Origin of the sequence: Rossellomorea sp. DA94 (assembly GCF_029834455.1) — a bacterium.
In the GTDB taxonomy this organism is placed as follows: domain Bacteria; phylum Bacillota; class Bacilli; order Bacillales; family Bacillaceae_B; genus Rossellomorea; species Rossellomorea vietnamensis.
Genome location: NZ_CP122397.1, coordinates 3,403,473 through 3,422,747, shown reverse-complemented (window position 1 = coordinate 3,422,747; position 19,275 = coordinate 3,403,473). Strand labels below are relative to the sequence as shown.

General features: G+C 36.8%; 27 protein-coding genes. 23 read left to right on the top strand and 4 right to left on the bottom strand.

What is annotated here, in order from left to right; genetic code table 11:
* Nucleotides 1-130 precede the first annotated feature (130 nt).
* From P8596_RS17830 to P8596_RS17750, 18 genes are all read left to right on the top strand, one after another.
* Nucleotides 131-616, top strand: coding sequence for an NUDIX hydrolase (locus tag P8596_RS17830; RefSeq protein ID WP_279724514.1), 486 nt, complete (start codon nucleotides 131-133; stop codon nucleotides 614-616).
* A 101-nt stretch (nucleotides 617-717) separates the two neighbouring features.
* Complete coding sequence (locus P8596_RS17825; protein ID WP_279724513.1) at nucleotides 718-1,251, top strand: HAD-IIIA family hydrolase; 534 nt, start codon at nucleotides 718-720, stop codon at nucleotides 1,249-1,251.
* Between the two features lie 350 nt (nucleotides 1,252-1,601).
* Nucleotides 1,602-1,841 (top strand): hypothetical protein, encoded by a 240-nt coding sequence (locus tag P8596_RS17820; RefSeq protein WP_279724512.1) that lies wholly within the window; start codon nucleotides 1,602-1,604, stop codon nucleotides 1,839-1,841.
* Between the two features lie 423 nt (nucleotides 1,842-2,264).
* On the top strand, nucleotides 2,265-2,771 hold the full coding sequence (locus P8596_RS17815; protein ID WP_279724511.1) for a GNAT family N-acetyltransferase: 507 nt from the start codon (nucleotides 2,265-2,267) through the stop codon (nucleotides 2,769-2,771).
* Between the two features lie 109 nt (nucleotides 2,772-2,880).
* Nucleotides 2,881-3,516 (top strand): hypothetical protein, encoded by a 636-nt coding sequence (locus P8596_RS17810; protein ID WP_279724510.1) that lies wholly within the window; start codon nucleotides 2,881-2,883, stop codon nucleotides 3,514-3,516.
* A gap of 140 nt (nucleotides 3,517-3,656) precedes the next feature.
* The gene (locus tag P8596_RS17805) at nucleotides 3,657-4,121 is read left to right on the top strand and encodes an SMI1/KNR4 family protein (protein WP_279724509.1); all 465 of its coding nucleotides are present in this window, start codon (nucleotides 3,657-3,659) and stop codon (nucleotides 4,119-4,121) included.
* Between the two features lie 207 nt (nucleotides 4,122-4,328).
* A complete protein-coding gene (locus P8596_RS17800) occupies nucleotides 4,329-4,835 on the top strand; it encodes a hypothetical protein (RefSeq protein WP_279724508.1) in 507 nt (168 codons plus the stop codon).
* A 224-nt stretch (nucleotides 4,836-5,059) separates the two neighbouring features.
* A complete protein-coding gene (locus P8596_RS17795; protein ID WP_279724507.1) occupies nucleotides 5,060-5,515 on the top strand; it encodes a hypothetical protein in 456 nt (151 codons plus the stop codon).
* Between the two features lie 206 nt (nucleotides 5,516-5,721).
* On the top strand, nucleotides 5,722-5,946 hold the full coding sequence (locus P8596_RS17790) for a hypothetical protein (RefSeq protein WP_279724506.1): 225 nt from the start codon (nucleotides 5,722-5,724) through the stop codon (nucleotides 5,944-5,946).
* Between the two features lie 135 nt (nucleotides 5,947-6,081).
* A complete protein-coding gene (locus P8596_RS17785) occupies nucleotides 6,082-6,627 on the top strand; it encodes an HAD-IIIA family hydrolase (RefSeq protein WP_279724505.1) in 546 nt (181 codons plus the stop codon).
* Nucleotides 6,628-6,747: 120 nt separating this feature from the next.
* Nucleotides 6,748-7,158 (top strand): DUF4304 domain-containing protein, encoded by a 411-nt coding sequence (locus tag P8596_RS23920; RefSeq protein WP_481900302.1) that lies wholly within the window; start codon nucleotides 6,748-6,750, stop codon nucleotides 7,156-7,158.
* 219 nt (nucleotides 7,159-7,377) lie between these two features.
* On the top strand, nucleotides 7,378-8,004 hold the full coding sequence (locus tag P8596_RS17780; protein WP_279724504.1) for an HD domain-containing protein: 627 nt from the start codon (nucleotides 7,378-7,380) through the stop codon (nucleotides 8,002-8,004).
* A 111-nt stretch (nucleotides 8,005-8,115) separates the two neighbouring features.
* Nucleotides 8,116-8,817 carry a nucleotidyltransferase domain-containing protein gene (locus P8596_RS17775; RefSeq protein ID WP_279724503.1) on the top strand — a complete coding sequence of 234 codons (702 nt, stop codon included), beginning with the start codon at nucleotides 8,116-8,118 and terminating at the stop codon, nucleotides 8,815-8,817.
* Between the two features lie 440 nt (nucleotides 8,818-9,257).
* Complete coding sequence (locus P8596_RS17770) at nucleotides 9,258-10,139, top strand: GNAT family N-acetyltransferase (RefSeq protein ID WP_279724502.1); 882 nt, start codon at nucleotides 9,258-9,260, stop codon at nucleotides 10,137-10,139.
* A 175-nt stretch (nucleotides 10,140-10,314) separates the two neighbouring features.
* On the top strand, nucleotides 10,315-10,920 hold the full coding sequence (locus tag P8596_RS17765) for a hypothetical protein (protein ID WP_279724501.1): 606 nt from the start codon (nucleotides 10,315-10,317) through the stop codon (nucleotides 10,918-10,920).
* A 358-nt stretch (nucleotides 10,921-11,278) separates the two neighbouring features.
* Nucleotides 11,279-12,010, top strand: coding sequence for a class I SAM-dependent methyltransferase (locus P8596_RS17760; RefSeq protein WP_279724500.1), 732 nt, complete (start codon nucleotides 11,279-11,281; stop codon nucleotides 12,008-12,010).
* A gap of 80 nt (nucleotides 12,011-12,090) precedes the next feature.
* Nucleotides 12,091-12,513 carry a FosM family fosfomycin resistance protein gene (fosM, locus tag P8596_RS17755; protein ID WP_279724499.1) on the top strand — a complete coding sequence of 141 codons (423 nt, stop codon included), beginning with the start codon at nucleotides 12,091-12,093 and terminating at the stop codon, nucleotides 12,511-12,513.
* A gap of 10 nt (nucleotides 12,514-12,523) precedes the next feature.
* The gene (locus P8596_RS17750) at nucleotides 12,524-13,585 is read left to right on the top strand and encodes a serine hydrolase domain-containing protein (protein ID WP_279724498.1); all 1,062 of its coding nucleotides are present in this window, start codon (nucleotides 12,524-12,526) and stop codon (nucleotides 13,583-13,585) included.
* 35 nt (nucleotides 13,586-13,620) lie between these two features.
* Here P8596_RS17750 and P8596_RS17745 read toward each other — a convergent pair whose 3' ends face one another.
* The gene (locus P8596_RS17745; protein ID WP_279724497.1) at nucleotides 13,621-13,983 is read right to left on the bottom strand and encodes an antibiotic biosynthesis monooxygenase family protein; all 363 of its coding nucleotides are present in this window, start codon (nucleotides 13,981-13,983) and stop codon (nucleotides 13,621-13,623) included.
* A gap of 111 nt (nucleotides 13,984-14,094) precedes the next feature.
* Here P8596_RS17745 and P8596_RS17740 point away from each other — a divergent pair, with 111 nt between their 5' ends.
* Nucleotides 14,095-14,691 (top strand): class I SAM-dependent methyltransferase, encoded by a 597-nt coding sequence (locus P8596_RS17740; RefSeq protein ID WP_279724496.1) that lies wholly within the window; start codon nucleotides 14,095-14,097, stop codon nucleotides 14,689-14,691.
* A gap of 148 nt (nucleotides 14,692-14,839) precedes the next feature.
* On the top strand, nucleotides 14,840-15,379 hold the full coding sequence (locus P8596_RS17735) for a GNAT family N-acetyltransferase (RefSeq protein WP_279724495.1): 540 nt from the start codon (nucleotides 14,840-14,842) through the stop codon (nucleotides 15,377-15,379).
* 110 nt (nucleotides 15,380-15,489) lie between these two features.
* Here P8596_RS17735 and P8596_RS17730 read toward each other — a convergent pair whose 3' ends face one another.
* Nucleotides 15,490-16,359, bottom strand: a complete 870-nt coding sequence (locus tag P8596_RS17730; RefSeq protein WP_279724494.1) for a DMT family transporter — start codon at nucleotides 16,357-16,359, stop codon at nucleotides 15,490-15,492.
* Between the two features lie 162 nt (nucleotides 16,360-16,521).
* On the opposite strand from P8596_RS17730, the gene P8596_RS17725 reads away from it, so the two are divergent.
* The 3 genes from P8596_RS17725 (at nucleotide 16,522) to P8596_RS17715 (ending at nucleotide 17,974) form a co-directional block, all read left to right on the top strand.
* On the top strand, nucleotides 16,522-16,953 hold the full coding sequence (locus P8596_RS17725) for a hypothetical protein (RefSeq protein WP_279724493.1): 432 nt from the start codon (nucleotides 16,522-16,524) through the stop codon (nucleotides 16,951-16,953).
* Between the two features lie 67 nt (nucleotides 16,954-17,020).
* Complete coding sequence (locus tag P8596_RS17720) at nucleotides 17,021-17,377, top strand: MazG nucleotide pyrophosphohydrolase domain-containing protein (protein WP_279724492.1); 357 nt, start codon at nucleotides 17,021-17,023, stop codon at nucleotides 17,375-17,377.
* Between the two features lie 21 nt (nucleotides 17,378-17,398).
* Nucleotides 17,399-17,974, top strand: a complete 576-nt coding sequence (locus tag P8596_RS17715; RefSeq protein WP_279724491.1) for a histidine phosphatase family protein — start codon at nucleotides 17,399-17,401, stop codon at nucleotides 17,972-17,974.
* Nucleotides 17,975-18,024: 50 nt separating this feature from the next.
* Here P8596_RS17715 and P8596_RS17710 read toward each other — a convergent pair whose 3' ends face one another.
* Entirely contained in the window at nucleotides 18,025-18,447 is a 423-nt protein-coding gene (locus tag P8596_RS17710) for a VOC family protein (RefSeq protein WP_279724490.1), read from the bottom strand.
* Nucleotides 18,448-18,733: 286 nt separating this feature from the next.
* Nucleotides 18,734-19,210, bottom strand: a complete 477-nt coding sequence (locus P8596_RS17705) for a hypothetical protein (protein ID WP_279724489.1) — start codon at nucleotides 19,208-19,210, stop codon at nucleotides 18,734-18,736.
* Between the last annotated feature and the right edge of the window lie 65 nt (nucleotides 19,211-19,275).

Below are 19,275 nucleotides of genomic sequence, written 5' to 3'. Positions count from 1 at the left end.
TCTTAACTTTTCTGTCACTCATTGTACCTTGTCGTTCCTAATTAGTGGGGGAATGAGATGGTAGTGATGAATAGAATACAAGAAGTACTAACGAGTGTGAAGGATCACTTCTTTGGGAGGACAAATAAGTATGTCAGATAAAAAGTATCATAGAGCTTTCGGTGTATATGGCATCTATATAGAAAATGGCAAACTCTTAGTAATACATAAAGGTGGGGGCCCTTATATTAATCGGTTTGACTTACCTGGAGGTAGTTTGGAAGAAGGTGAGAGTTTAGCTGAAGCGATGAGGAGAGAGTTTCTAGAAGAAACAGGCATAGAAATTGAAATTGGGGAACAAATCGGGGTTTGTGATTTCAAATTTCCCTCAGTGTGGAGAGATTTTACCAATGTTCATCATATTGCCGTCTATTATTCTGTAAGAAAAATCGGTGGGGAAATAAGCATACCGGAACAGTTTGAAGGACAAGATTCATTAGGAGCTGTGTGGGTATCCGAACATGAGGTAACTCCGGAAAACGCATCCCCTTTAGTGATAAAAGCTTTTGAGTGGTTAAAAACCAATGAGCTGGGGCTAAACGCAGAGGTTTATGAAGAGTGGGAAGTTTTGAAATGACGGGTTTTCATAATAAAAATACTGAAGCACTGTTAGAATTTTTAAATGAAAGACAAATCAAGAGCTGATTTGTTTTTCGTTATAGGGGGCAAACCAAACCAATGAACATTGAAGCCGTTTTCGTTGACCGTGATGGAACGATTGGTGGTACCGGACACTTTATTCATCCGAATGATTTCTCCCCATATTCTTTCAGTCTAGATGCATTGCAATTGTTAAAGGATCATTCTATTAAAACCTTTGCCTGTACGAATCAGCATAGAATTAGCAGAGGTGAAGCTACTTTCGATGATTTCTATAAGGAATTTCAATCATATGGATTCGATGATGCCTTTATTTGTCCTCATCGGTCAGGTGATGACTGCCATTGTCATAAGCCAAAACCGGGAATGCTTTTAGAAGCATCACAAAAATACAACCTGGATTTAACCAGAACCGTATTGATCGGAGACGTTGGTTCAACGGATATGTTGGCAGCTCATTCTGTTGGAACTATGAAGGTCTTAGTGCTTACGGGATGGGGACAAGGTTCTTTAAATCAATACAGGGACAGCTGGGCAGAAGTTGAAGCGGATTATGTAGCTGAAAACCTTTTAGATGCTGTGCAATGGGTCATAAGTAAGAGTAAAGAATAATATATGAATGCACATTAGGGGAGAATATCTGGTTGATCCCCTTTTCACCCTTCAGCGGGCAAACAGGAGTTGTTTGTAATTTGAGTTTCAAGATGATCTTTTTATACCTCTAATCGTTTATTGGATTGTACGTTGGCTTTATCCTGTTGGTTCCCCTTGCAGAAATCTACGACATCTCATACTTGTATGTTGTAAATGTAAAAGAGGAAGGCGTAGATGTTTTTTCAACAATAAACCTTTTCATTATAATGTTCCTATATGTATTGGGCTCTCATAAATTGATTTCTAGAATGAAAAGGAAAGCTTGAAAATCGTAATTTTTTAAACGTTGACGGAAGGGGAAAGATACTATGAATTCCGCCAAGCAAGATAAAAATCAGCGGCTTCGAATTGCGCAGAGTATATATAGAAAAAAGAAGCATAGAAATATTAAATATAAAGAAAGTAAATTGTGGTCAGCGGTTCTTATTATCTTTGTCATGCTGGCACTTTGTATACTTATTATTACTGAGTCGTACTATATTGATAGTGGTGGATCATTGCCTGGGTTTTTGAAGCGGATGGCTGAAGCATTCAACCTTATTGTCTGATAGATATCATGAACCCACATAACCAGATTGAAATTCTTTACCCCATTTCTACTCCCCTTAGTGTAGGTGTTTCCAGTAAATGAGAGAAAAAAGAATATCATCAATCAAAGGTTCACTACATCATTGATAATATAAGAAACCGAGTCTGAAATTAGATTAGACTCGATTTTTTTGTGTGAATTTTTAAGTTAGTTAGGCGATTTACCAAAGTATTTGGATGTGAGCTTGTAACTAGGGATGTTTCTTCCATTAAAGGGCCATTTAATGGAATAAAGGATTGTGTAAATTTGAATGTTTTGAAATAATTGGTATTAGGTGGAAGGTGCATACAAAAATAATTATTTCATAGTGAGTAAATAGTGGTAGGAGTCTTAGTTTTTCATTAAAACTATAAAATTATAAACGTATATAAAGGAGATTGTTATGAATATTAGAATTGCTACCTTAGATGATGTTAAATCAATAGCTAAAGTACATGTTGATAGTTGGAGGACAACATATAGAAAAACTTTTCCGGAAGCGTATTTAAAAAGCTTATCCTATAAGAAAAGGGAGCAACTTTGGGAAAAAGTAATACCTAAGGGTGGGGTCTATTTAGCAGAAAATGAACTTGGCGAAGTAATTGGTTTTGCTTCTGGGGGGCTTGAGAGAACAGAAAGCTATGATAAATATCAGGGGGAATTATATGCAATTTATATACTTGAAAATTATCAGAAACAAGGAACAGGAAAAGAATTGGTAAACACAATATTGCAATACCTAAAGAGAAAACAAATAAATTCAATGCTCGTTTGGGTAATTGAAAAAAATAACTCATGTATGTTTTATGAATCGCTTGGTGGAGGATTAATTGATAAAACTGAAGTAGAAATTGATGGTCGCAAATATATTGAAGTTGCTTATGGTTGGGATAACTTGAGTGCAGATTAATTTTCATGAAAACTGGAAATCGAAGGTAGGTGTGATTTATCCAGGTATGCCATTAAAGGGCATGTTTATGGAATAGGAGTATTACTACGATTATAGAGGATGTGTAAACATGACAGTTGTAGGTATTTTAGGAATGACCCATGATGAAGAAATGCAAAAGCAGTATGATTTTCCGTTGTCACGATTGGAAGAATTAATAGAAGAATTTAATCCTGATGTCATTTGTGGAGAGGTTCACCCTTTAAGCTGGGAGCTCTACTTAAATGAAGGTGAACCATTCGGTATCCTGGATGAGACGCAAAATGAGTATCCTCATTTGATCTTCCCTTTATGTCATGAAAAGGGTATTACGTTTGTTCCAGTGAATTGGTTTGAAGAGGATGTATTTGAGGGAGGTCCTTTTGATAAATATGACGCAGAAACGAGAAGTAGGTTAGAGCAGGAGTTAGAGAGTTGGAATGATAAAAAACTTTCAGCATGGAACGAAGGGGCGATCCCATTTAATTCATTCGAATACGATGCGATTACAAATGAAATGTATGATTGGTTACATTCAGTTAATCCTGACGTTCAAAATATTGTATGGAATACCCGACACTATATTATGGCGGCACGGGTGAAAAATGCTGCGAAGAAGTACCCGAATAAACGAATCCTTTGCATCCATGGAGCGGACCATAATTACTGGTATCATCAATCGCTAAAGGCGGAGGAAGGTATAGAGTTGGTATATCCTTTAAAATAAAACTATTCAACAAAGTGGGTAATACCTAGAGGTCAGCTAATTGATCGGGGCTATTGCCCTTATTCAATTAAAGGGCAGTATAGTTGAACAAGGATTGGTGTTAAAATAAGTTAAAAATGGATTGGTATGGGGGAGAGTAAATGTCAATAAATAAAGCAGTGGAAATTATAGAAGCTAACCAAGAAGAAGCCGATTTTATTGGTGAAATTGATGAACAAACAATAATTGATGCAGAAAATAAATTAAATGTGAAACTTCCTAAAAGTTATAGGGTGTTTTTAAAGAATTATGGTTTGGGAGATATTTTCGGACAAGAAATTTATGGTCTAGGGACAGATGAAACAGGAATTCCGAATATGATTTGGATTACCAAAGAATTAAGGGAATTAGATGGTTTGCCTAATAATCTAATTTGCTTTCATTTCGTGGATGATGGCGAGTATTTCTGCTTGGATTGTTCCAAAGTACAAAATAATAATGATGACAATGCACCCGTTGTTTCGTTTATCAGTGGACTTCCGCTAAAGGAACAATCATTTGAAATGATTGCAGAGAATTTTGGAGACTTTTTATCAGAGTTATTAAATAATTCTCTAGAAGATTAACTGCTGAGTTCTCCAAAGCTTTATTCAAAAGTGCTTTGCTTCAACAGGGAAGCAAGGCATTTTTCTTATCCAAGTAAAGGCGGCAATAACTAAAGATCAGTGAATTGATCCAGCTATTGTCCTTATTCAATTATCGGGCAGTTTAATTGAATGGAAACGATTTTTCTGTTTCTTTTTACCATATAATCTAATTGAGAGGAGGATAATATGAAGAAAATTTTCATTGTATTCTTTGTTTTAATGATTGGGGCTTGTTCCAATCATAAGGCTTATGAATTACCAATAAAAGAGTATCCTCAATCATTCCACCAAGAAGTCAGCAAGTTGCCAAAAGATATTCAAGATAAGACAAAAGTACCAACGGAGTTTCCTTTTGAGGTCGAGTTTTTTAGATTTTCGACTACGCCTGAAGTAAAGAATATTGTTTATACATCAGTAGAGTATGAACCTGTAGATAGTGAACTAAGTAATAAGTTAAATCTTAGTTTTACCACATATTATAATGACAAAGTGGAGTCGTCAAATAGTTATGAATCCATCAAGTTAAATAATGGGGAAAAAGCAATTCTGAAAAAAGATGAAGAGGAATTAAAAGTCTTAGAATGGACAGACAGTAATGGAGATGTCCAAGAATTGGCAGTAATGTTCAGTGATACCCAAATTACTAATGAAGACCTTAAAATGATGGCTGATTCATTGAATTCAATAAAATAAACGTTGTTCCCTTAAAGGGGGAAATAACTGAAAATTAGCTAATTGATCCGGCTATTGCACTTCTTCAATTATCGGAGCAGGTTAATTAAATACAACTCTGATGCAATTTGTGTAATTCATTATAAACAAAATAAAGAAGCACTCTAAGATTCGGCCTTTAACTTTATCAAGTACGAATAATCTTGTAATGAAGCCAGTTCCCAAAACTATGTTAGGATGATTAAATGAAAAATTTAATAATTATGGGATTTCTTTTTATTGGTTCACTGTTGTTAATGGGGTGCGGTAACCAATTTGAGGATCCAGAAGAAGTGACTTTATCTTTTCTTAAGGAAAACTTTGTATTAAGAAATTTTGAAGAAGCTCAAAAGTATACAGATGTGAAAAAAGAAACAAATATTAATGAGGCAAAAAAGATCAATAATGAACTTAGAAAGAATAACATGAATAAACTCACTGTCTTTTATTCAGAAAAAGATTCAACTAATGACAAGAAAGAATATCAGGTGTTTATTCCAGAATTCACGGAATCAATTGATTTCACTTTAGAACAAGAGAGTGGTGAGTGGAAAATCACTGACTACAAGACTAAAATCTTCATGGATCCTGAAGAAACTGTAGATTTTGTAAACTCAAAGGACTGGGAAGAAAAGTTTATTTATGGAAAAGAAAAGGAGTAAGAGCATAGATGCTTGTTTTTTACTTTTTTCCGTATCCCTTTACTATTTACTATTCCACCTCAACTATAGGATGCGTTTATTGCACAAGCAGCAGTCATTATTCAATTGAACGGGGCAGGATAGTTGAATAAATCGAAACTTAAATAATTCGGCTTCGTCTAATTAGTAAAGGGTTATTTTAAGAAAAAGGCAAGAGGTGGGATTTAATGAGTGTCTTGAGAGTAGGAATAAATATACTAATTCCTTTTCTAATACTATTCTTGGTTTTTGCTACTTGGATGGGTTATATCGCTGAAAATATTAGGGATTATTATAATTTTAAATGGGGTGCAATTTTACTACTGTTAGCAGGATATATTCTTCAATTATATAAGAAAACAATAGGGCTTATTCTTGTAGGGTTAAGTATTGTAAGTTGGTTCTTGTTTTAAACCAAGAGTAATTTTCTTCTATTAAAGGGGGTTTATCAGTAGCAAGGATAAGTGCCTTTTATTTTGTAAAAGGATTGATTCTCTAGGTGCATTTTGAAATGATTGGTAGGAATAAGCTAAAAAGGGAGAATCTATGTGAAAAAGATTGAAGCAGTGTTTATAGACCGAGATGGAACCATTGGTGGTGATGATATTGTCCATTATCCAGGGGAATTTGAACTTTTTTCTTATACAGCTACCGAAATGAATAGATTAAAAAATGATGGAATAAGGATTTTTTCTTTTACAAATCAGCCGGGAATCTCTAGAGGGTTAGCTAAAGCGAAAGACTTTGAAGAGGAGTTACTGGCATTTGGATTTGATGGTGTCTATTTGTGTCCACATGATCATAATGAGGGGTGCTCGTGTAGGAAACCCAATACGGGTATGCTAACTAAAGCGCAGAAAGATCATGAGTTACATCTTGAGAACTGTGTTGTGATAGGAGACCGTTGGAGTGATATGGTTGCCGCTGCAAGAGTCGGAAGCATAAATATCTTAGTTAGAACCGGAGCTGGTGAATCCACTCTTTCTGCACACTCCGATAAAATACAAGATGTAAAAGTAGATTACATAGCAAATAATCTTCTAGATGCAATAGATTGGTTGTATGAAGAAGATTTAATCAGGAGTAATACTTAGTCTTTATCCCTGATAACGGGGCATTAGCTAAAGATCAGGCAGCAGATCGCCGGATTTTTTCTTTCTTCCGTTATCGGGCAAGTTAGTTGAAGAGTAAAGAGAAAATATATTCAGTATGAGGTGGTTATAATTGGTGAGTTAACCCAAAAACAATTGACTGATTGCTTGAAATCTGAACTTAAAAAGCAGGGTTTTAATAATAGCAAAACAACTTGGCGGAAAACAACAGATGATTTGATATATGTCCTTAATATTCAGGGTTCACAGTGGAGTGAACGGGACTATTATATAAATGTAGGGGTGTATATAAAGGATCTTGGAGAAGAAGTAAATCCACCTGAATTTCGTTGTCATATTAGAAGTCGGATTGAGAAAGAGATAAACGTGTGTTCTTCAATTTGCGAAGAAGTTTGGTATTGGTTTGCAAAGTATGGTGACATTGAAAGGCTTAGAATACTTTGGAAAAGAAGTGAATTACCCATAATGGTTACTGTTGAAGCTCAGAATTATCTTAATGCAAGAAACCAATAAGAGCGCCAACCAAAACTCAGTTAAATGATTTGTGGCACATCTTTATTCCATAATAGGAAGCTTATCCGGAACAGGATGAGCTTCTTTTTTGTTTGAAGTTTTTCTTGAGTAAGCTCCTTGATTTTGAAATAATTGGTATTAAGTTATAGTCTACATGTTAATAAACTACTCACTGGATAGTTTATTAATGGACGAAAATAATTTATGGGGGAAGTATAAATGAAAACGAACCTTTTAAAGATACTTGAAATAATTAAACTGGGAGAAAAATTAAAATCTGAGATGAGGCACAGTTGGCTATCTAACGGTAGACAAGAAAGTGTAGCGGAGCATACCTGGAGGGTCACCTTAATGGCTATATTAATAGAACCATATTTAAAACAGAAGGTAGATACCTCCAAATTACTAAAAATGATTACTATCCACGATTTGGTTGAGGCAGAAGCCGGGGACATTCCTGCATTTCATACGATGGATAATCATGCAGTTAAGGAACAAAAAGCATCAAATGAGATTAAATCAATAGAAAGGATAAGGGATACTTTAGGAAATTCATTAGGGAACGATTTATATGATCTATGGTTCGAGTTTGAAAATAAAGAGACATACGAAGCAAAAGTGGCAAATGCTTTAGATAAATTAGAAGCGCAAATTCAACATAATGAAGCTGATTTATCAACATGGTTAGAAATTGAGCACAGTATGAGCTTTATGATGGGAAAGCATGTAGAGTTTGACCAAACTCTACAACTATTAAAGGATTTAATTGAAAGTGAAGCTGAAATGAAATTAAAAAAAGCTGGAATAGATACGGAAATCATTAAAGATACTGTCCTGACTATATAGTATTTTTTAGGACTCCTAACTAATTACACCTTGAGGGAATTATGTTTTCTATATTCAACAAACGGGCAGTTTTCTTAAATAATAGAAATAGAATGGAAGTGGGATTAAAAAATGAGGAAATCAGCAGTTGAAGCTGCAAAATGTTTTGTTATAGAAGAATTTCCAAATAGTGATTTTGCTATATTGGCTGGGAGTGCTTCCAGAGGAGAAGAAACGCCTTCTTCTGATTTAGATATAATTATCTTTGATGCAAATTCGGAAAGTTATAGAAAAAGTGTTGTTCTGTATGATTGGAGAATTGAAGCTTTTATCCATAACTATCAGTCTTATTTGATAGAATTCGAACGAGAAAAACAAAAAGGAAGACCTATTTTAGGTAATATGATTTCCGAAGGTAAAATTCTAAAAAATAATAACGAATATTTACAAGTCAAAGACAATGCTTTTCAACACGTATCAAGTGGACCCGTTCCCTTAACCGAAGAATATATAAAAGCATCAAGGTACTTCATTGGAGACTTATTAGATGATTTTATAGATGCGAAAAGCAATGAAGAAGCTCTGATAACGTTAAATAACCTTTCATTGGAAATTCCAAATTTTATTTTAAGGTTGAACAAACAATGGTCTGGAAGAGGGAAAGGATTAACTAGGGCTTTACGCTCTTTTGATGAAGGTATTTATGATGAATTTTTCAATTCTCTAAACAAGTTCTATATAGGTAACAATAAACAACCATTTGTCGATTTTGTAAATAGAGTTTACAAACCACTTGGAGGATTATTGTTTGAAGGTTTCTCCACTAAAAAGTAGCGTTAGTTATTTGCAGTATTCAACAATCGGGGGCAATAACTGAAGTTCAGAATCAATGATCCTGCTTTTGCCCTTCTTCAATTAAAGGGCAGGATAATGGAATAACTAATGTCTTTACCAAATGAATCTCTTTGAAAAAAACTTGGGGGATTAAAATGATAAAAAATTTAAAACCATTAAATATTATATTCGGCTATATAGTTGCTTTTATTGCTTTTGCGCAAGCATATAATAGTTGGATAGAGGGAAGAGAGTTGTCTTATTATATCTATATAATTGGAGGGTGTTTACTCCTAATCTTATACACCGCTTCTTTAATAATCATTATCAGGAATGAAAGGAAAAATAAGAATTTAAATCCTTCCTCTAATAATTAACCAATTTCATCTTCAATAAAAGGGCAGAATACAATAAAAAGAAGTGAAAGAACGGGGGATAAAATGACTGAGTTGACATTTTATAAGGATTACAAAAATGATGAGGAATTAAGAAATAGCTTTAATGAACTGGCCACTTTAGTTTTTGGTGTTAATTTTGAGGACTGGTATCAGAAGGGGTATTGGAAGAACCATTATATTCCCTTTTCTTATGTTGAAGGGAGTAAAGTTATAGCAAATGTTTCGGTTAACTTATTGGATTTTATAATAAATGGTGAGAAAAAGAGAGCTATACAAATAGGAACAGTTATGACACACCCTGAACATCGAAATCGAGGACTTTCTAAAAGTTTAATGAACAAGGTGCTAGAAGAATACGAAAATAAATATGATTTTATGTACTTGTTTGCTAATCAGAACGTGCTAGATTTTTATCCTAAATTCGGATTTAAATCGGTCAACGAATATCAATATTCAATGGAGTATGTAGCAGGTCAAACAGAAGAAAATGAAATCCGGAAATTAGACGGTAATAATGTTGAAGACCTTCATTTCATTTACAAGTTTGCATTAGAAAGGGTCCCAGTTTCGAACCGTTTCGGTACAGTCAACACTCAAGAACTTCTTATGTTTTATTGTATATATGTTTTTAACAATAATATTTACTACATTCAAGATGAAGAAGCAATTGTAATCTTTGAGCAAGAGGACAAGAAATTAGATGTTTTTGATATTGTAAGTAAAAAAGAGGTTAATATTAATAAAATTCTCTCAAAGATTTCTAATCAAAATACCAAACAAATTGTCTTCCATTTCACCCAAGATTATCGAGACGTTAATATTCAAGAAGATATTTTTAAAGGGGACGATGTGTTATTTGTAAAAACTAGTGGAAATAATGAATTTCCATCACAAGTTAAACATCCTCTTACCTCTCAAGCCTAAATGATGGTTGTAAGTGGTTTTTTACTTAAAGTAACGGGGGCGTTTGCTGAACAGGCAGCCGCCCCTTTGTTTAAGTAATGGGCCGGTTAACGGAATAAGCGAAACTAAAAATTCTAGGTCATCGTCAAATTAATTAAGAAGAAACTGGTGCAGTTTAGAGAGGGGGTAGTTTATAATGAAATTCTTAAAATTAGTTGCATATTGTGTAACGGCACTCTTTTTATTCACAGGATGCCAATCAAGTGATAATGCTGAAATAAAAGTAAAAATGAAGAATAATGAACAATTGAAAGAAATTGCCGATACTTACACTTACGAGGATTATAAAAGGGTGCTTGAAGAGGCTGTGGCTGGAGCAGATAAGTTTGAGAAAGATGGGAAATTAAACAAATGGATAATAAGGACTCTAGCCCAAGAAAAATTAAACTATGAAACCGATTTAACAGATGACGAAGTTTTAAAATTAGCAGAAAAATCTCTGGAAGAAGATAAAGTGTGGAAGTCACTTGCAGAAGATAAATACGACGTTACTGTTACTGAAGATGAAGTAGATGAGTATATCAAGGAAGGTCCTGATACTTCTGATTTACCCCAAATGCAAGCATATGCTGATGCTTTAGGCTTATCTCTAGAAGAACTTAACCACAACTTTGACAGGGACATTTATGAAAAGAATGTTATGTGGTTAAAACTCAAACCAGAGCTAGAAAAGAAATACGGCATCACAGATAATAATAAACAAGTTGAAAAATATGAAGAGGAAGTTGAAAAACAATTTTAGTACCCCTTGTTCCACTAAAGGGGGCAATAACTGAAGATCAGCTAATTGATCACCGTCGATTGCCCTTCTTCAATTAAGGGGGAGTTTTACTAAAGACCTAGCTGATAATCTCCGCATATAGATTTCTCAACAATAACAAACTTATTTCTCTTATACCGGCGTAATAATGCTACGGGACCCGGCCACATGGTTCATTCAGATGCATTTTTTTGAAAATTAGGAAATCAACTCTTGTTACTACATGGGATTTCGTGTTAAAATACATTAATTTGTGTATCGTGCGATGAATTGCACGACCATACATATTAGGATTTTCACCAGAAATAAATAAAAAAGTAGTAGATTGGGAGATGTTTCGATGGAATTCAGAGGATCTAGTGTTTATGATCAAACGGATTTTTTTTCAAATTATATGAAAAGAAGAAATAGACAAGACAGTCCAAACAATGCCATTGAAGGTCCTATTATGTATGAATTAATGGGAAACATTCAAAATAATAGTATCTTAGATTTAGGGTGTGGTGATGCCTCGTTCGGAAAAGAACTCATTCATAAAGGGGCAAAACACTATACAGGAGTAGAAGGTTCAAAACAAATGGTAGAAGCGGCTCGGTCTAACTTACTTGAACAAAACGGAACAATATACAACGAAACAATGGAATCGTATGATTATCCGAAAGAGACATTTGATCTAGTAACATCTCGATTCGCTATCCATTACGTTTCTGACATTAACCCCCTGTTCCAAAATGTTAGCAAAACGCTTAAAGAAGGCGGCAGATTTGTTTTTAGTATCCAGCATCCCCTTACCACTTCGTCATTTGCGAGTAAGCAATCCGGAGATAAACGTGGTAATTGGATTGTCGATGATTATTTCCATGCTGGTGAAAGAAAAGAGCCCTGGATTGATCAAGTAGTGGTTAAGTATCACCGGACCATTGAACAATATTTTCTGGCACTTCGACAAGCTGGTTTTACCATATTGGATTTGCGTGAAGGTACACCTAAACGTGAACATTTTAGTAGCGAAGAAGAATTTGTTAGAAGGCAACGGATTCCAGTCGTACTGGCTTTTTCTTGTGTGAAGTAAGTGAATTTTAAAGATCATTTTTAGTATAAGTTGGCTTATCCAGAATAGGGTAAGCTTTTTAAATAGCAGAGGTGAATCTCATGAATATTAAAGGAATTAATCATTTTCTCTTCTCTGTTTCAGACCTGGAACGCTCCATCCGTTTTTACCAGCAAGTGTTCAATGCAAAGTTACTCGTAAAAGGGAAAACAACAGCCTACTTTGATCTTCATGGCTATTGGCTTGCCTTGAATGAGGAAAAGGATATCCCTAGGAATGAAATCTCACAATCTTATACTCACATAGCCTTTTCGATTGAAGAAGAAGATTTTGAGCAGGCGTATAAAGAGTTAACGGATTTGAAGGTAAACATTCTGCCAGGTCGAAAGCGAGACAGTCGTGATAAGAAATCAATTTATTTCACAGATCCCGATGGTCACACATTTGAGTTTCATAGTGGCACGTTGCAAGATCGAATCGATTATTATAAGGAAGCTAAGCCTTATATGGAATTTTATGAATAGGGGGGAAGCTATGCCGCTGATTAAACACGACTTGATCCTTGATCACAAAGACAATCCAATTTTCACACCAGTAGTTGACCACGTAAAATCAACTTTTAATAATGTCATCTGTTCAGGAGCCTCCACTCTTATCATTCATCAAGATTCCATTGCGTTAGAGCGGTACATAGGGAAGCAGTCAGGGAAAGAAGACGCTAGAACGGTTCAGGCTGATACCCAGTTTCATGTGGCTTCAGTTAGGAAAAGTTACATCGGTTTTGCGGTTTCGTATGCATTGTACTATGGCTGCATAAACAGCATAGATGATCCGGTTTTATCCTATTTGCCTGAACTTGCTGAGAACGTCTGGAAAGGTACAACGATAAGACATTTACTTACTCATACACATGGATTAACTCAAGAAGCAAGTAAAGACATTCGGGAGTTTACTTCAGGCTCAAGCTGGTCTTATAAACAAATTGGGATCGAGGCACTGACTCAGATTATTAAACGGACAACAGGTAAGTCAGTTGCAGATATCCTTCATGAGAGTGTCTTTACTCCCTTAGGCTTCACCGAATCGGATTGGTATTCACAGAAACACGAAAAGCTTGTAGATGTGGTGTTGCGATATGAAGGGGATGAAGACTGGAAGACGAGTGAAAGCACTGAAGGAGACAAAATGAATATGTATGTCTCGACCAGGGAGCTAGCTTACTGGGGGTATTTCCATTTGAAGAAAGGAAAAGTGAATGGAAAGCAAATGGTTCCGAGAGAAATAATAGAGGTAGCTACTTCTCTCCAAACTCCATCCACCCTTCATAAAGACTTACCTCAAAATGGCTTCTTGTGGTTTGTCAAAGATTTACCCGCCAAAAAGACAGAGATTGGTGATCAAGTCCCTAAAGGCTCCTACCAAATACTTGGGTTTACCAATGTAACTCTATTAGTAATTCCTGAAGAGGACATTGTGGCAGTTCGGATGTTTAATAGCTTTGGGTCTCCAGATGGCTATGATTACTTATCCGACGTAAGGTCGTTTGGGGATACGGTTATAGCTTGTGTAAAGAATGAATCCGAAGTGAAAAAATAAGAGAGAGAAAATAAAGAGTTGGCGAGCCAGCTCTATTAATTACCCTCATTATCCAAATAGGAAACAGCAGTCTGAAATGCCTTTATCCTTCTCTCAATATAAGTCCGCTGCCCACTCCCTGGCTTTGTTTTCTCAAGAAAGGAAGGAAGCATCAACAGCAATCCCTTCAGCACCTCTTTTGCCATTAATAACTCATCTTTGCTGACAACCAACTCCTTGTCTTCCCATCGTGCATGGAGAACATCTTCGCCAATCCTTGCTGCTTTCAATCGTTTCTCAAGCAAGTTCGTCTGCTGTGTGCCTGGTTTCATACGAGCAAGGGCATTTTCCGATTTACGAATGATCGAACGAAACGCTTCAATCAATTGCTGCTGTTCTTCTGGTGTGACTTGTTCCATGACCATCACCTCATTTCTCTAAAATTGAACTATATGTAGTGTACCAAAAATCAATTCCCAACACTGACTTTTGATATAATGACGACAAAACCTTATAGAGGAGTGTGACCGATGGAACAGAACGTCTTTGAAGAAATGGCGAAGCGATACGATACAGAAGAACGAAAGGAACTTGCTCAGATTGTCGTGGAGGAAGTGAAAAAAGAACTGCAGGACAGTCAAACGAAATCCTTGATTGATTATGGGAGCGGTACAGGGCTCGTTAGTTTAGAACTGACAGATCTGGTCGCTTCGACATTGTTAATCGATTCATCGGAGCAAATGCTGGAAGTGGCAAAAGCAAAGATCACTCAGAGAGAAATTACCAACGCTGATGTCCTTCATTCCGACTTTACACAGGGTACGCCTGACGTGAAAGCGGACATTGTCCTCATGTCGCTCGTTCTTCTCCACATCCCAGATACCCGAAAGATTTTACAAGAAATGTTCTCGATCCTACATGACGGCGGCAAACTTATCATCGTCGACTTTGACAAAAACGAAGAAATCAGCCACCCCAAGGTACATAACGGATTTGCTCATGAAGAGTTAAAAGAAACACTCTCTGACGTCGGATTTACTTCTACCGGGATTAAGACATTTCATCATGGAAAGCGTGTGTTCATGAAGAAGGATGCTTCAATGTTTATTACGAGCAGTATGAAGTGAAGAAACAGTTATGCTAAAAGAAACCGAGTCTTAAGTCATGACTCGGTTTTTTAGTTCTGTGACTGGAAATCTATTTGTTCATCAAAGGGATTTTGGAAAGATTGAAGAATAAGTAAAACAGGGATGTCATTTATTTTGGAGGCTCAATATGAAGATAAGACCTGTAAAAAAAGAAGAATATCGTTTCATTGAAGACTTTGTCTATGAGATATTCAGGAACACCACTTTTTCAGATGGAGTCATTGAAAAAGCCTTGGTAAGGGAGATCCGGGAAAAAGCCTATTATATTCCGCAGCTTGATCTGATCGTGGAGGAAGAAGGGAAAATCATCGGTCACTTTATTCTTTCAAAGCTCCCCATTAGTCATAAGAATGAACAAGAAATCTTGATGTTATCCCCTGTATCTGTCGCCATGAATAAACAACAACAGGGCGTTGGCACGTTTATGTTAGAGGAGGGAATCACTTTAGCGGCTGAAATGGGGTTCAAAGGAATCATTGTTGAAGGAGCTCCCCGGTACTATCACCGTTTTGGATTTATGACATCTACTGCATTCGGAGTCTACGCGTCGGAGAAAAACCTCCCACCTTCTGAAGAGAATTTAATGGCCATGGAATTGAGTGAAAAGGGGCTCGAGAATATCTCAGGTGAAGTGGATTATTCAATTTATCGTGCGTTGAGACATTAATATTGACTACTCCAAAGGAAAAGGGCTATACATTCCCTTCCCTTTTCCATTGGAAACGAATTATTTTTCAGGAAAATTCACTATTAATTAGTTGGATGAAATATTCTCTCTCAGTTGGACTGTTTCACGCTAAGTACGGTGATCGTCACCAGGATGACCGCCATTCCCACCATTTGAATGAGGTTCAAGTGATCCCCGATTACCAGAACACCAAATAATGAAGCTGTCACCGGCTCTATCATAGCGACCATCGAAGCATTTGCCGGAGTAGTCCTTCGAATTCCAATCACATACACTAAAAAGGACATTCCAGCACCCAGAATCCCTAATAGTAAAAACAGCCCTAAATCCTTAGACGCCAGTACAGCTGTTGATTCCCCTTTGTCCGTAAAGAAAAAAAGGATGAGACAAAATGAAAAGAAAGCAATGGTTAACGTGGTAGGTGGTTTTCCATGAGAAGATGCATTTTTAAACCCGAATATAAATAAAGCATAGGAAAGGCCAGCAGCAAGCCCGGCTGCCACTCCTAACAAACTCACTGAAATCGATTCAATATGATAGGCACCTGTAAGCAGGATAATCCCGAAAAGAACACCGGTAATGCAACCCCATTTAAACCAAGTAGAATGTTCCATTCGTAATAAAAAGGAGATTAATAGGACGAATACAGGTGCGGTATACATTAAAGTAGCGGCAATGGCAATACTCGAGGCTTGGATACTTAGAAAATAAAAGGTGAAGTTACCAGCAACGCCCACACCCGCTAAAAGAGACCATATCCAATTACGGGGAGAGATCCCTCGATTTTGTCTAAAACGAAGGAGAAACCATATGAAAAACCAGATAAACCCAACGACCCCTCGGTAGAGTGAAATCACTATTGGATCCCAGCCCTTATTCATTAAAATATCGGCAATTCCCCCACTAATGCCCCAACATATAGCGGCAACAATAACTAATCCTAACCCTATGAACTTCATCGTGTGCCTCCTAAAGGTGATATTTGGTACGAAAAACTTGAGCAAGATTCATAAAGTTGTTAACGGTGATTCCTTTAATCTACCTTGCCTAAACATAAGAAAGGATGATTTTTCAAAAATGGGAAAAAAGGAACAAAAAGTAAAGGGGTGAGGGGGATCGTGATGAGAAGACTATTGTTTTTGGTACTGGTCCTATCTGTTATGGGTGCTTGTAGCCAACAAGAAACAAAAGAAAACCCGACTGAAATGAAGAAATTTACGTTGAAAGAAGTAGAAACTGTCATAACGGAGCAAGGAATTAAATTAGATTACGAGACTGATCTGCCAAGCGAGAACGTCTTTATACAAGAATTAAACGGAATGACTCCCGAAGTATATAAAGTAAAAAGTCATACATTATCGGTTTATGTTTTTTCTTCTGCGAGTGATAGAGAAAAAGGATTACAAAGGTTTGACGAGAAAACAGCAACAGCGGAAGTAGTGGAACATCAAGCATATGAACTGAATAACATTCTGGTGTTTTATGTAAGTGATGATGAAGATATGCAGAATAGATTGTTTGAGGCATTAGAGAAATTGGATGCTCCGGAGTGAAATTACCCTGTTGCTTTCTTTGATGGAAAATGAAATGGTATTTTTAATAAGAAAAGTGAGGATTCATATGACACAATTAACATTCCATGAGTTACAGAGCTACCTGGCACTAAAATACAAAGAAGGTCGCAATTCGTCTGCTTTGTTTATGAAGCTAGTAGAAGAAATTGGCGAGGTTGCTGAAGTACTGAACCAGTTAGAAGGCAGAAAAGAAAATACAGGGAATCCTTCCTTGGAAAAAGAGTTAGTGGATGTTATTCACTACGCAGTCGCCATTGCGAGTATAAATGAGATTGATTTAACATCGGCCATACTGAAAAAGGATAAACAAGCTGCTATGAAATATAATCAATCTCCAAACTTAGAAGAATATTTAGTCGTACATAATAAAGAGGATCAAATAAAAGATAGTTTTGCAGAATAAGAAGTAAAGAAGGGGGTTTCTATGGAAATTATTTTTATCAGGCATGGACAAGGAGAACACACAGTGGATTTACCAGGGAGTTTGCAAATTCAAGATCCTTCTTTAACCCAAGAGGGAGTGAATCAAGCTGAAACACTTCAATCCCGGTTCACACTAACGGAAAGAGATCTTGTTGTCATCAGTCCAGTCAGAAGAACGTTAGAAACGGCAAAGATTTTAACGAAAGATATAAGCTGTAGAAAGATCGTGAGCCCTTTCGTATCTCCAAGAATGTTTCCGCAAAAGTGTGAGTGGAAAACCCTTCCCTGCGATAGGATGTTAGATAAGGAAATAATAAAAAAAGAGTTTCCAAGCTTTACGATTGATGAGGCACTTTCAGAAGAGCTATGGACATCTGGTATCAATACAATGCCGGAGCAAGAATTTAGTAGAGTAGCAGAAACGTTTCTAACATGGTGCAAAAGCCAAGGTGTTGAACATATATACATAGTTTCACATGATGGGACAATCAATTCGTATAGGGAGTTTATGGGAGGCGAAAAACTGACGAGAAAAGACTTTTTAACAGATGCTGGGTGGATGATGCAAAGTTACTAATCTATAGAAAAACCAGCTCATTTAGAATGTGCTGGTTTCCCATATCATTGTTAGTCCTCTATTTCCCACTCTGGATTCCATACAACTTCCCATAGATGACCGTCTAAATCGAGGAAGTGACCAGAATATCCTCCCCAGAATGTATCCTTGGCCGGATCTGTGATTTTTGCCCCGGCTGTTTCTGCTTCCAGCATCACCTGATCCACTTCTGCTTTACTGCTAACATTGTGACCGATTGTGAATTCAGAGGGGCTTCTGGGGGAGAGGGGGACATTCGCTTCTTTCGCTAGGCTTTTTCGTTCCCAGATGGCTAGCTTCAATCCATTTTTTAAATCGAAGAAAGCAACGGCACCATTCTCAAATTCCTGCCCTATGATCCCTTCAGTTGGGAGGTGCAGACCGTTTTGATAAAATTCCAGTGATCTTTCCAGGTCATCTACTCCGAGGGTCAGTACGGTGATTCTTGGTTTCATTGATCGTTCCTCCTTTGTTGATGACTTATTATAGTCTTATGTCGGTTTGGAGATCAGTTTGAGCTTGAGAGCTGATCGATAGACGGAAGAACTCCGCCTATTTACTCCAATTGTTCCAATGATAGGAGATTTTCCTATGCATAAGCGGAAAACCTCCGCTTATTTAACCCAACAACATGCTACATTTTAAATGTAACCGGAAAATCTCCGCTTATTAAGTATTCCTAAGATTATGAAACTACACGGGTTCTTCTTTTCTACATGATGCCAAAAGCTCTATTCAACTTTACGGCTGACTCGGAACTTTAATTGCTTTGATCATTTGTCGTATGGATCCGAGATGGTAGGCGGAGTGTGCGATCGCTCCAAGCATTCCCGTAATTTTCTGTTCATCTAAGGAGTCAAGTGAATCAATCGTTGTAAGGAGTGAGGTGTATTCTTGTTGAAGGTCAGAGGTGAATTGTGTCCATGTGTTGGTGTCTACGCTCGTGATTTTCCAGGATGCTTCCCAGTCCTTGTCGGGTTCTTCTCCATTCAAATAGGACCTAGCGACCCACACATAATAGCGGGTATGATCGGTTTGGGCGGCGATGGTCGTGCCGTTGACCGGTATCGAAGCGTCTTCTGCCGATAATCCTTCTAGCGTCCCAAATAAACCACTTCCAGGCTTCGATTCTGTGTACCAGCTTCCGTTTCCTTCAGGCCCTTCAAATGTTTCCTTCAACAAGGTCTTAACAGCTGCCAACATTAAATTCCCCATCATAGTACCTCCTGAAATTGTATTTAACCATCTAAAACAGTTTAGCTGGTTATAAGTTTACTCCGGTT

Bases quoted from the DNA above. Each gene is read 5' to 3' on its own strand.
- P8596_RS17830 (WP_279724514.1), top strand. From the start codon at position 131: ATGTCAGATAAAAAGTATCATAGAGCTTTCGGTGTATATGGCATCTAT.
- P8596_RS17825 (WP_279724513.1), top strand. From the start codon at position 718: ATGAACATTGAAGCCGTTTTCGTTGACCGTGATGGAACGATTGGTGGT.
- P8596_RS17820 (WP_279724512.1), top strand. From the start codon at position 1,602: ATGAATTCCGCCAAGCAAGATAAAAATCAGCGGCTTCGAATTGCGCAG.
- P8596_RS17815 (WP_279724511.1), top strand. From the start codon at position 2,265: ATGAATATTAGAATTGCTACCTTAGATGATGTTAAATCAATAGCTAAA.
- P8596_RS17810 (WP_279724510.1), top strand. From the start codon at position 2,881: ATGACAGTTGTAGGTATTTTAGGAATGACCCATGATGAAGAAATGCAA.
- P8596_RS17805 (WP_279724509.1), top strand. From the start codon at position 3,657: ATGTCAATAAATAAAGCAGTGGAAATTATAGAAGCTAACCAAGAAGAA.
- P8596_RS17800 (WP_279724508.1), top strand. From the start codon at position 4,329: ATGAAGAAAATTTTCATTGTATTCTTTGTTTTAATGATTGGGGCTTGT.
- P8596_RS17795 (WP_279724507.1), top strand. From the start codon at position 5,060: ATGAAAAATTTAATAATTATGGGATTTCTTTTTATTGGTTCACTGTTG.
- P8596_RS17790 (WP_279724506.1), top strand. From the start codon at position 5,722: ATGAGTGTCTTGAGAGTAGGAATAAATATACTAATTCCTTTTCTAATA.
- P8596_RS17780 (WP_279724504.1), top strand. From the start codon at position 7,378: ATGAAAACGAACCTTTTAAAGATACTTGAAATAATTAAACTGGGAGAA.
- P8596_RS17775 (WP_279724503.1), top strand. From the start codon at position 8,116: ATGAGGAAATCAGCAGTTGAAGCTGCAAAATGTTTTGTTATAGAAGAA.
- P8596_RS17770 (WP_279724502.1), top strand. From the start codon at position 9,258: ATGACTGAGTTGACATTTTATAAGGATTACAAAAATGATGAGGAATTA.
- P8596_RS17765 (WP_279724501.1), top strand. From the start codon at position 10,315: ATGAAATTCTTAAAATTAGTTGCATATTGTGTAACGGCACTCTTTTTA.
- P8596_RS17760 (WP_279724500.1), top strand. From the start codon at position 11,279: ATGGAATTCAGAGGATCTAGTGTTTATGATCAAACGGATTTTTTTTCA.
- fosM (WP_279724499.1), top strand. From the start codon at position 12,091: ATGAATATTAAAGGAATTAATCATTTTCTCTTCTCTGTTTCAGACCTG.
- P8596_RS17750 (WP_279724498.1), top strand. From the start codon at position 12,524: ATGCCGCTGATTAAACACGACTTGATCCTTGATCACAAAGACAATCCA.
- P8596_RS17745 (WP_279724497.1), bottom strand. From the start codon at position 13,983: ATGGAACAAGTCACACCAGAAGAACAGCAGCAATTGATTGAAGCGTTT.
- P8596_RS17740 (WP_279724496.1), top strand. From the start codon at position 14,095: ATGGAACAGAACGTCTTTGAAGAAATGGCGAAGCGATACGATACAGAA.
- P8596_RS17735 (WP_279724495.1), top strand. From the start codon at position 14,840: ATGAAGATAAGACCTGTAAAAAAAGAAGAATATCGTTTCATTGAAGAC.
- P8596_RS17730 (WP_279724494.1), bottom strand. From the start codon at position 16,359: ATGAAGTTCATAGGGTTAGGATTAGTTATTGTTGCCGCTATATGTTGG.
- P8596_RS17725 (WP_279724493.1), top strand. From the start codon at position 16,522: ATGAGAAGACTATTGTTTTTGGTACTGGTCCTATCTGTTATGGGTGCT.
- P8596_RS17720 (WP_279724492.1), top strand. From the start codon at position 17,021: ATGACACAATTAACATTCCATGAGTTACAGAGCTACCTGGCACTAAAA.
- P8596_RS17715 (WP_279724491.1), top strand. From the start codon at position 17,399: ATGGAAATTATTTTTATCAGGCATGGACAAGGAGAACACACAGTGGAT.
- P8596_RS17710 (WP_279724490.1), bottom strand. From the start codon at position 18,447: ATGAAACCAAGAATCACCGTACTGACCCTCGGAGTAGATGACCTGGAA.
- P8596_RS17705 (WP_279724489.1), bottom strand. From the start codon at position 19,210: ATGATGGGGAATTTAATGTTGGCAGCTGTTAAGACCTTGTTGAAGGAA.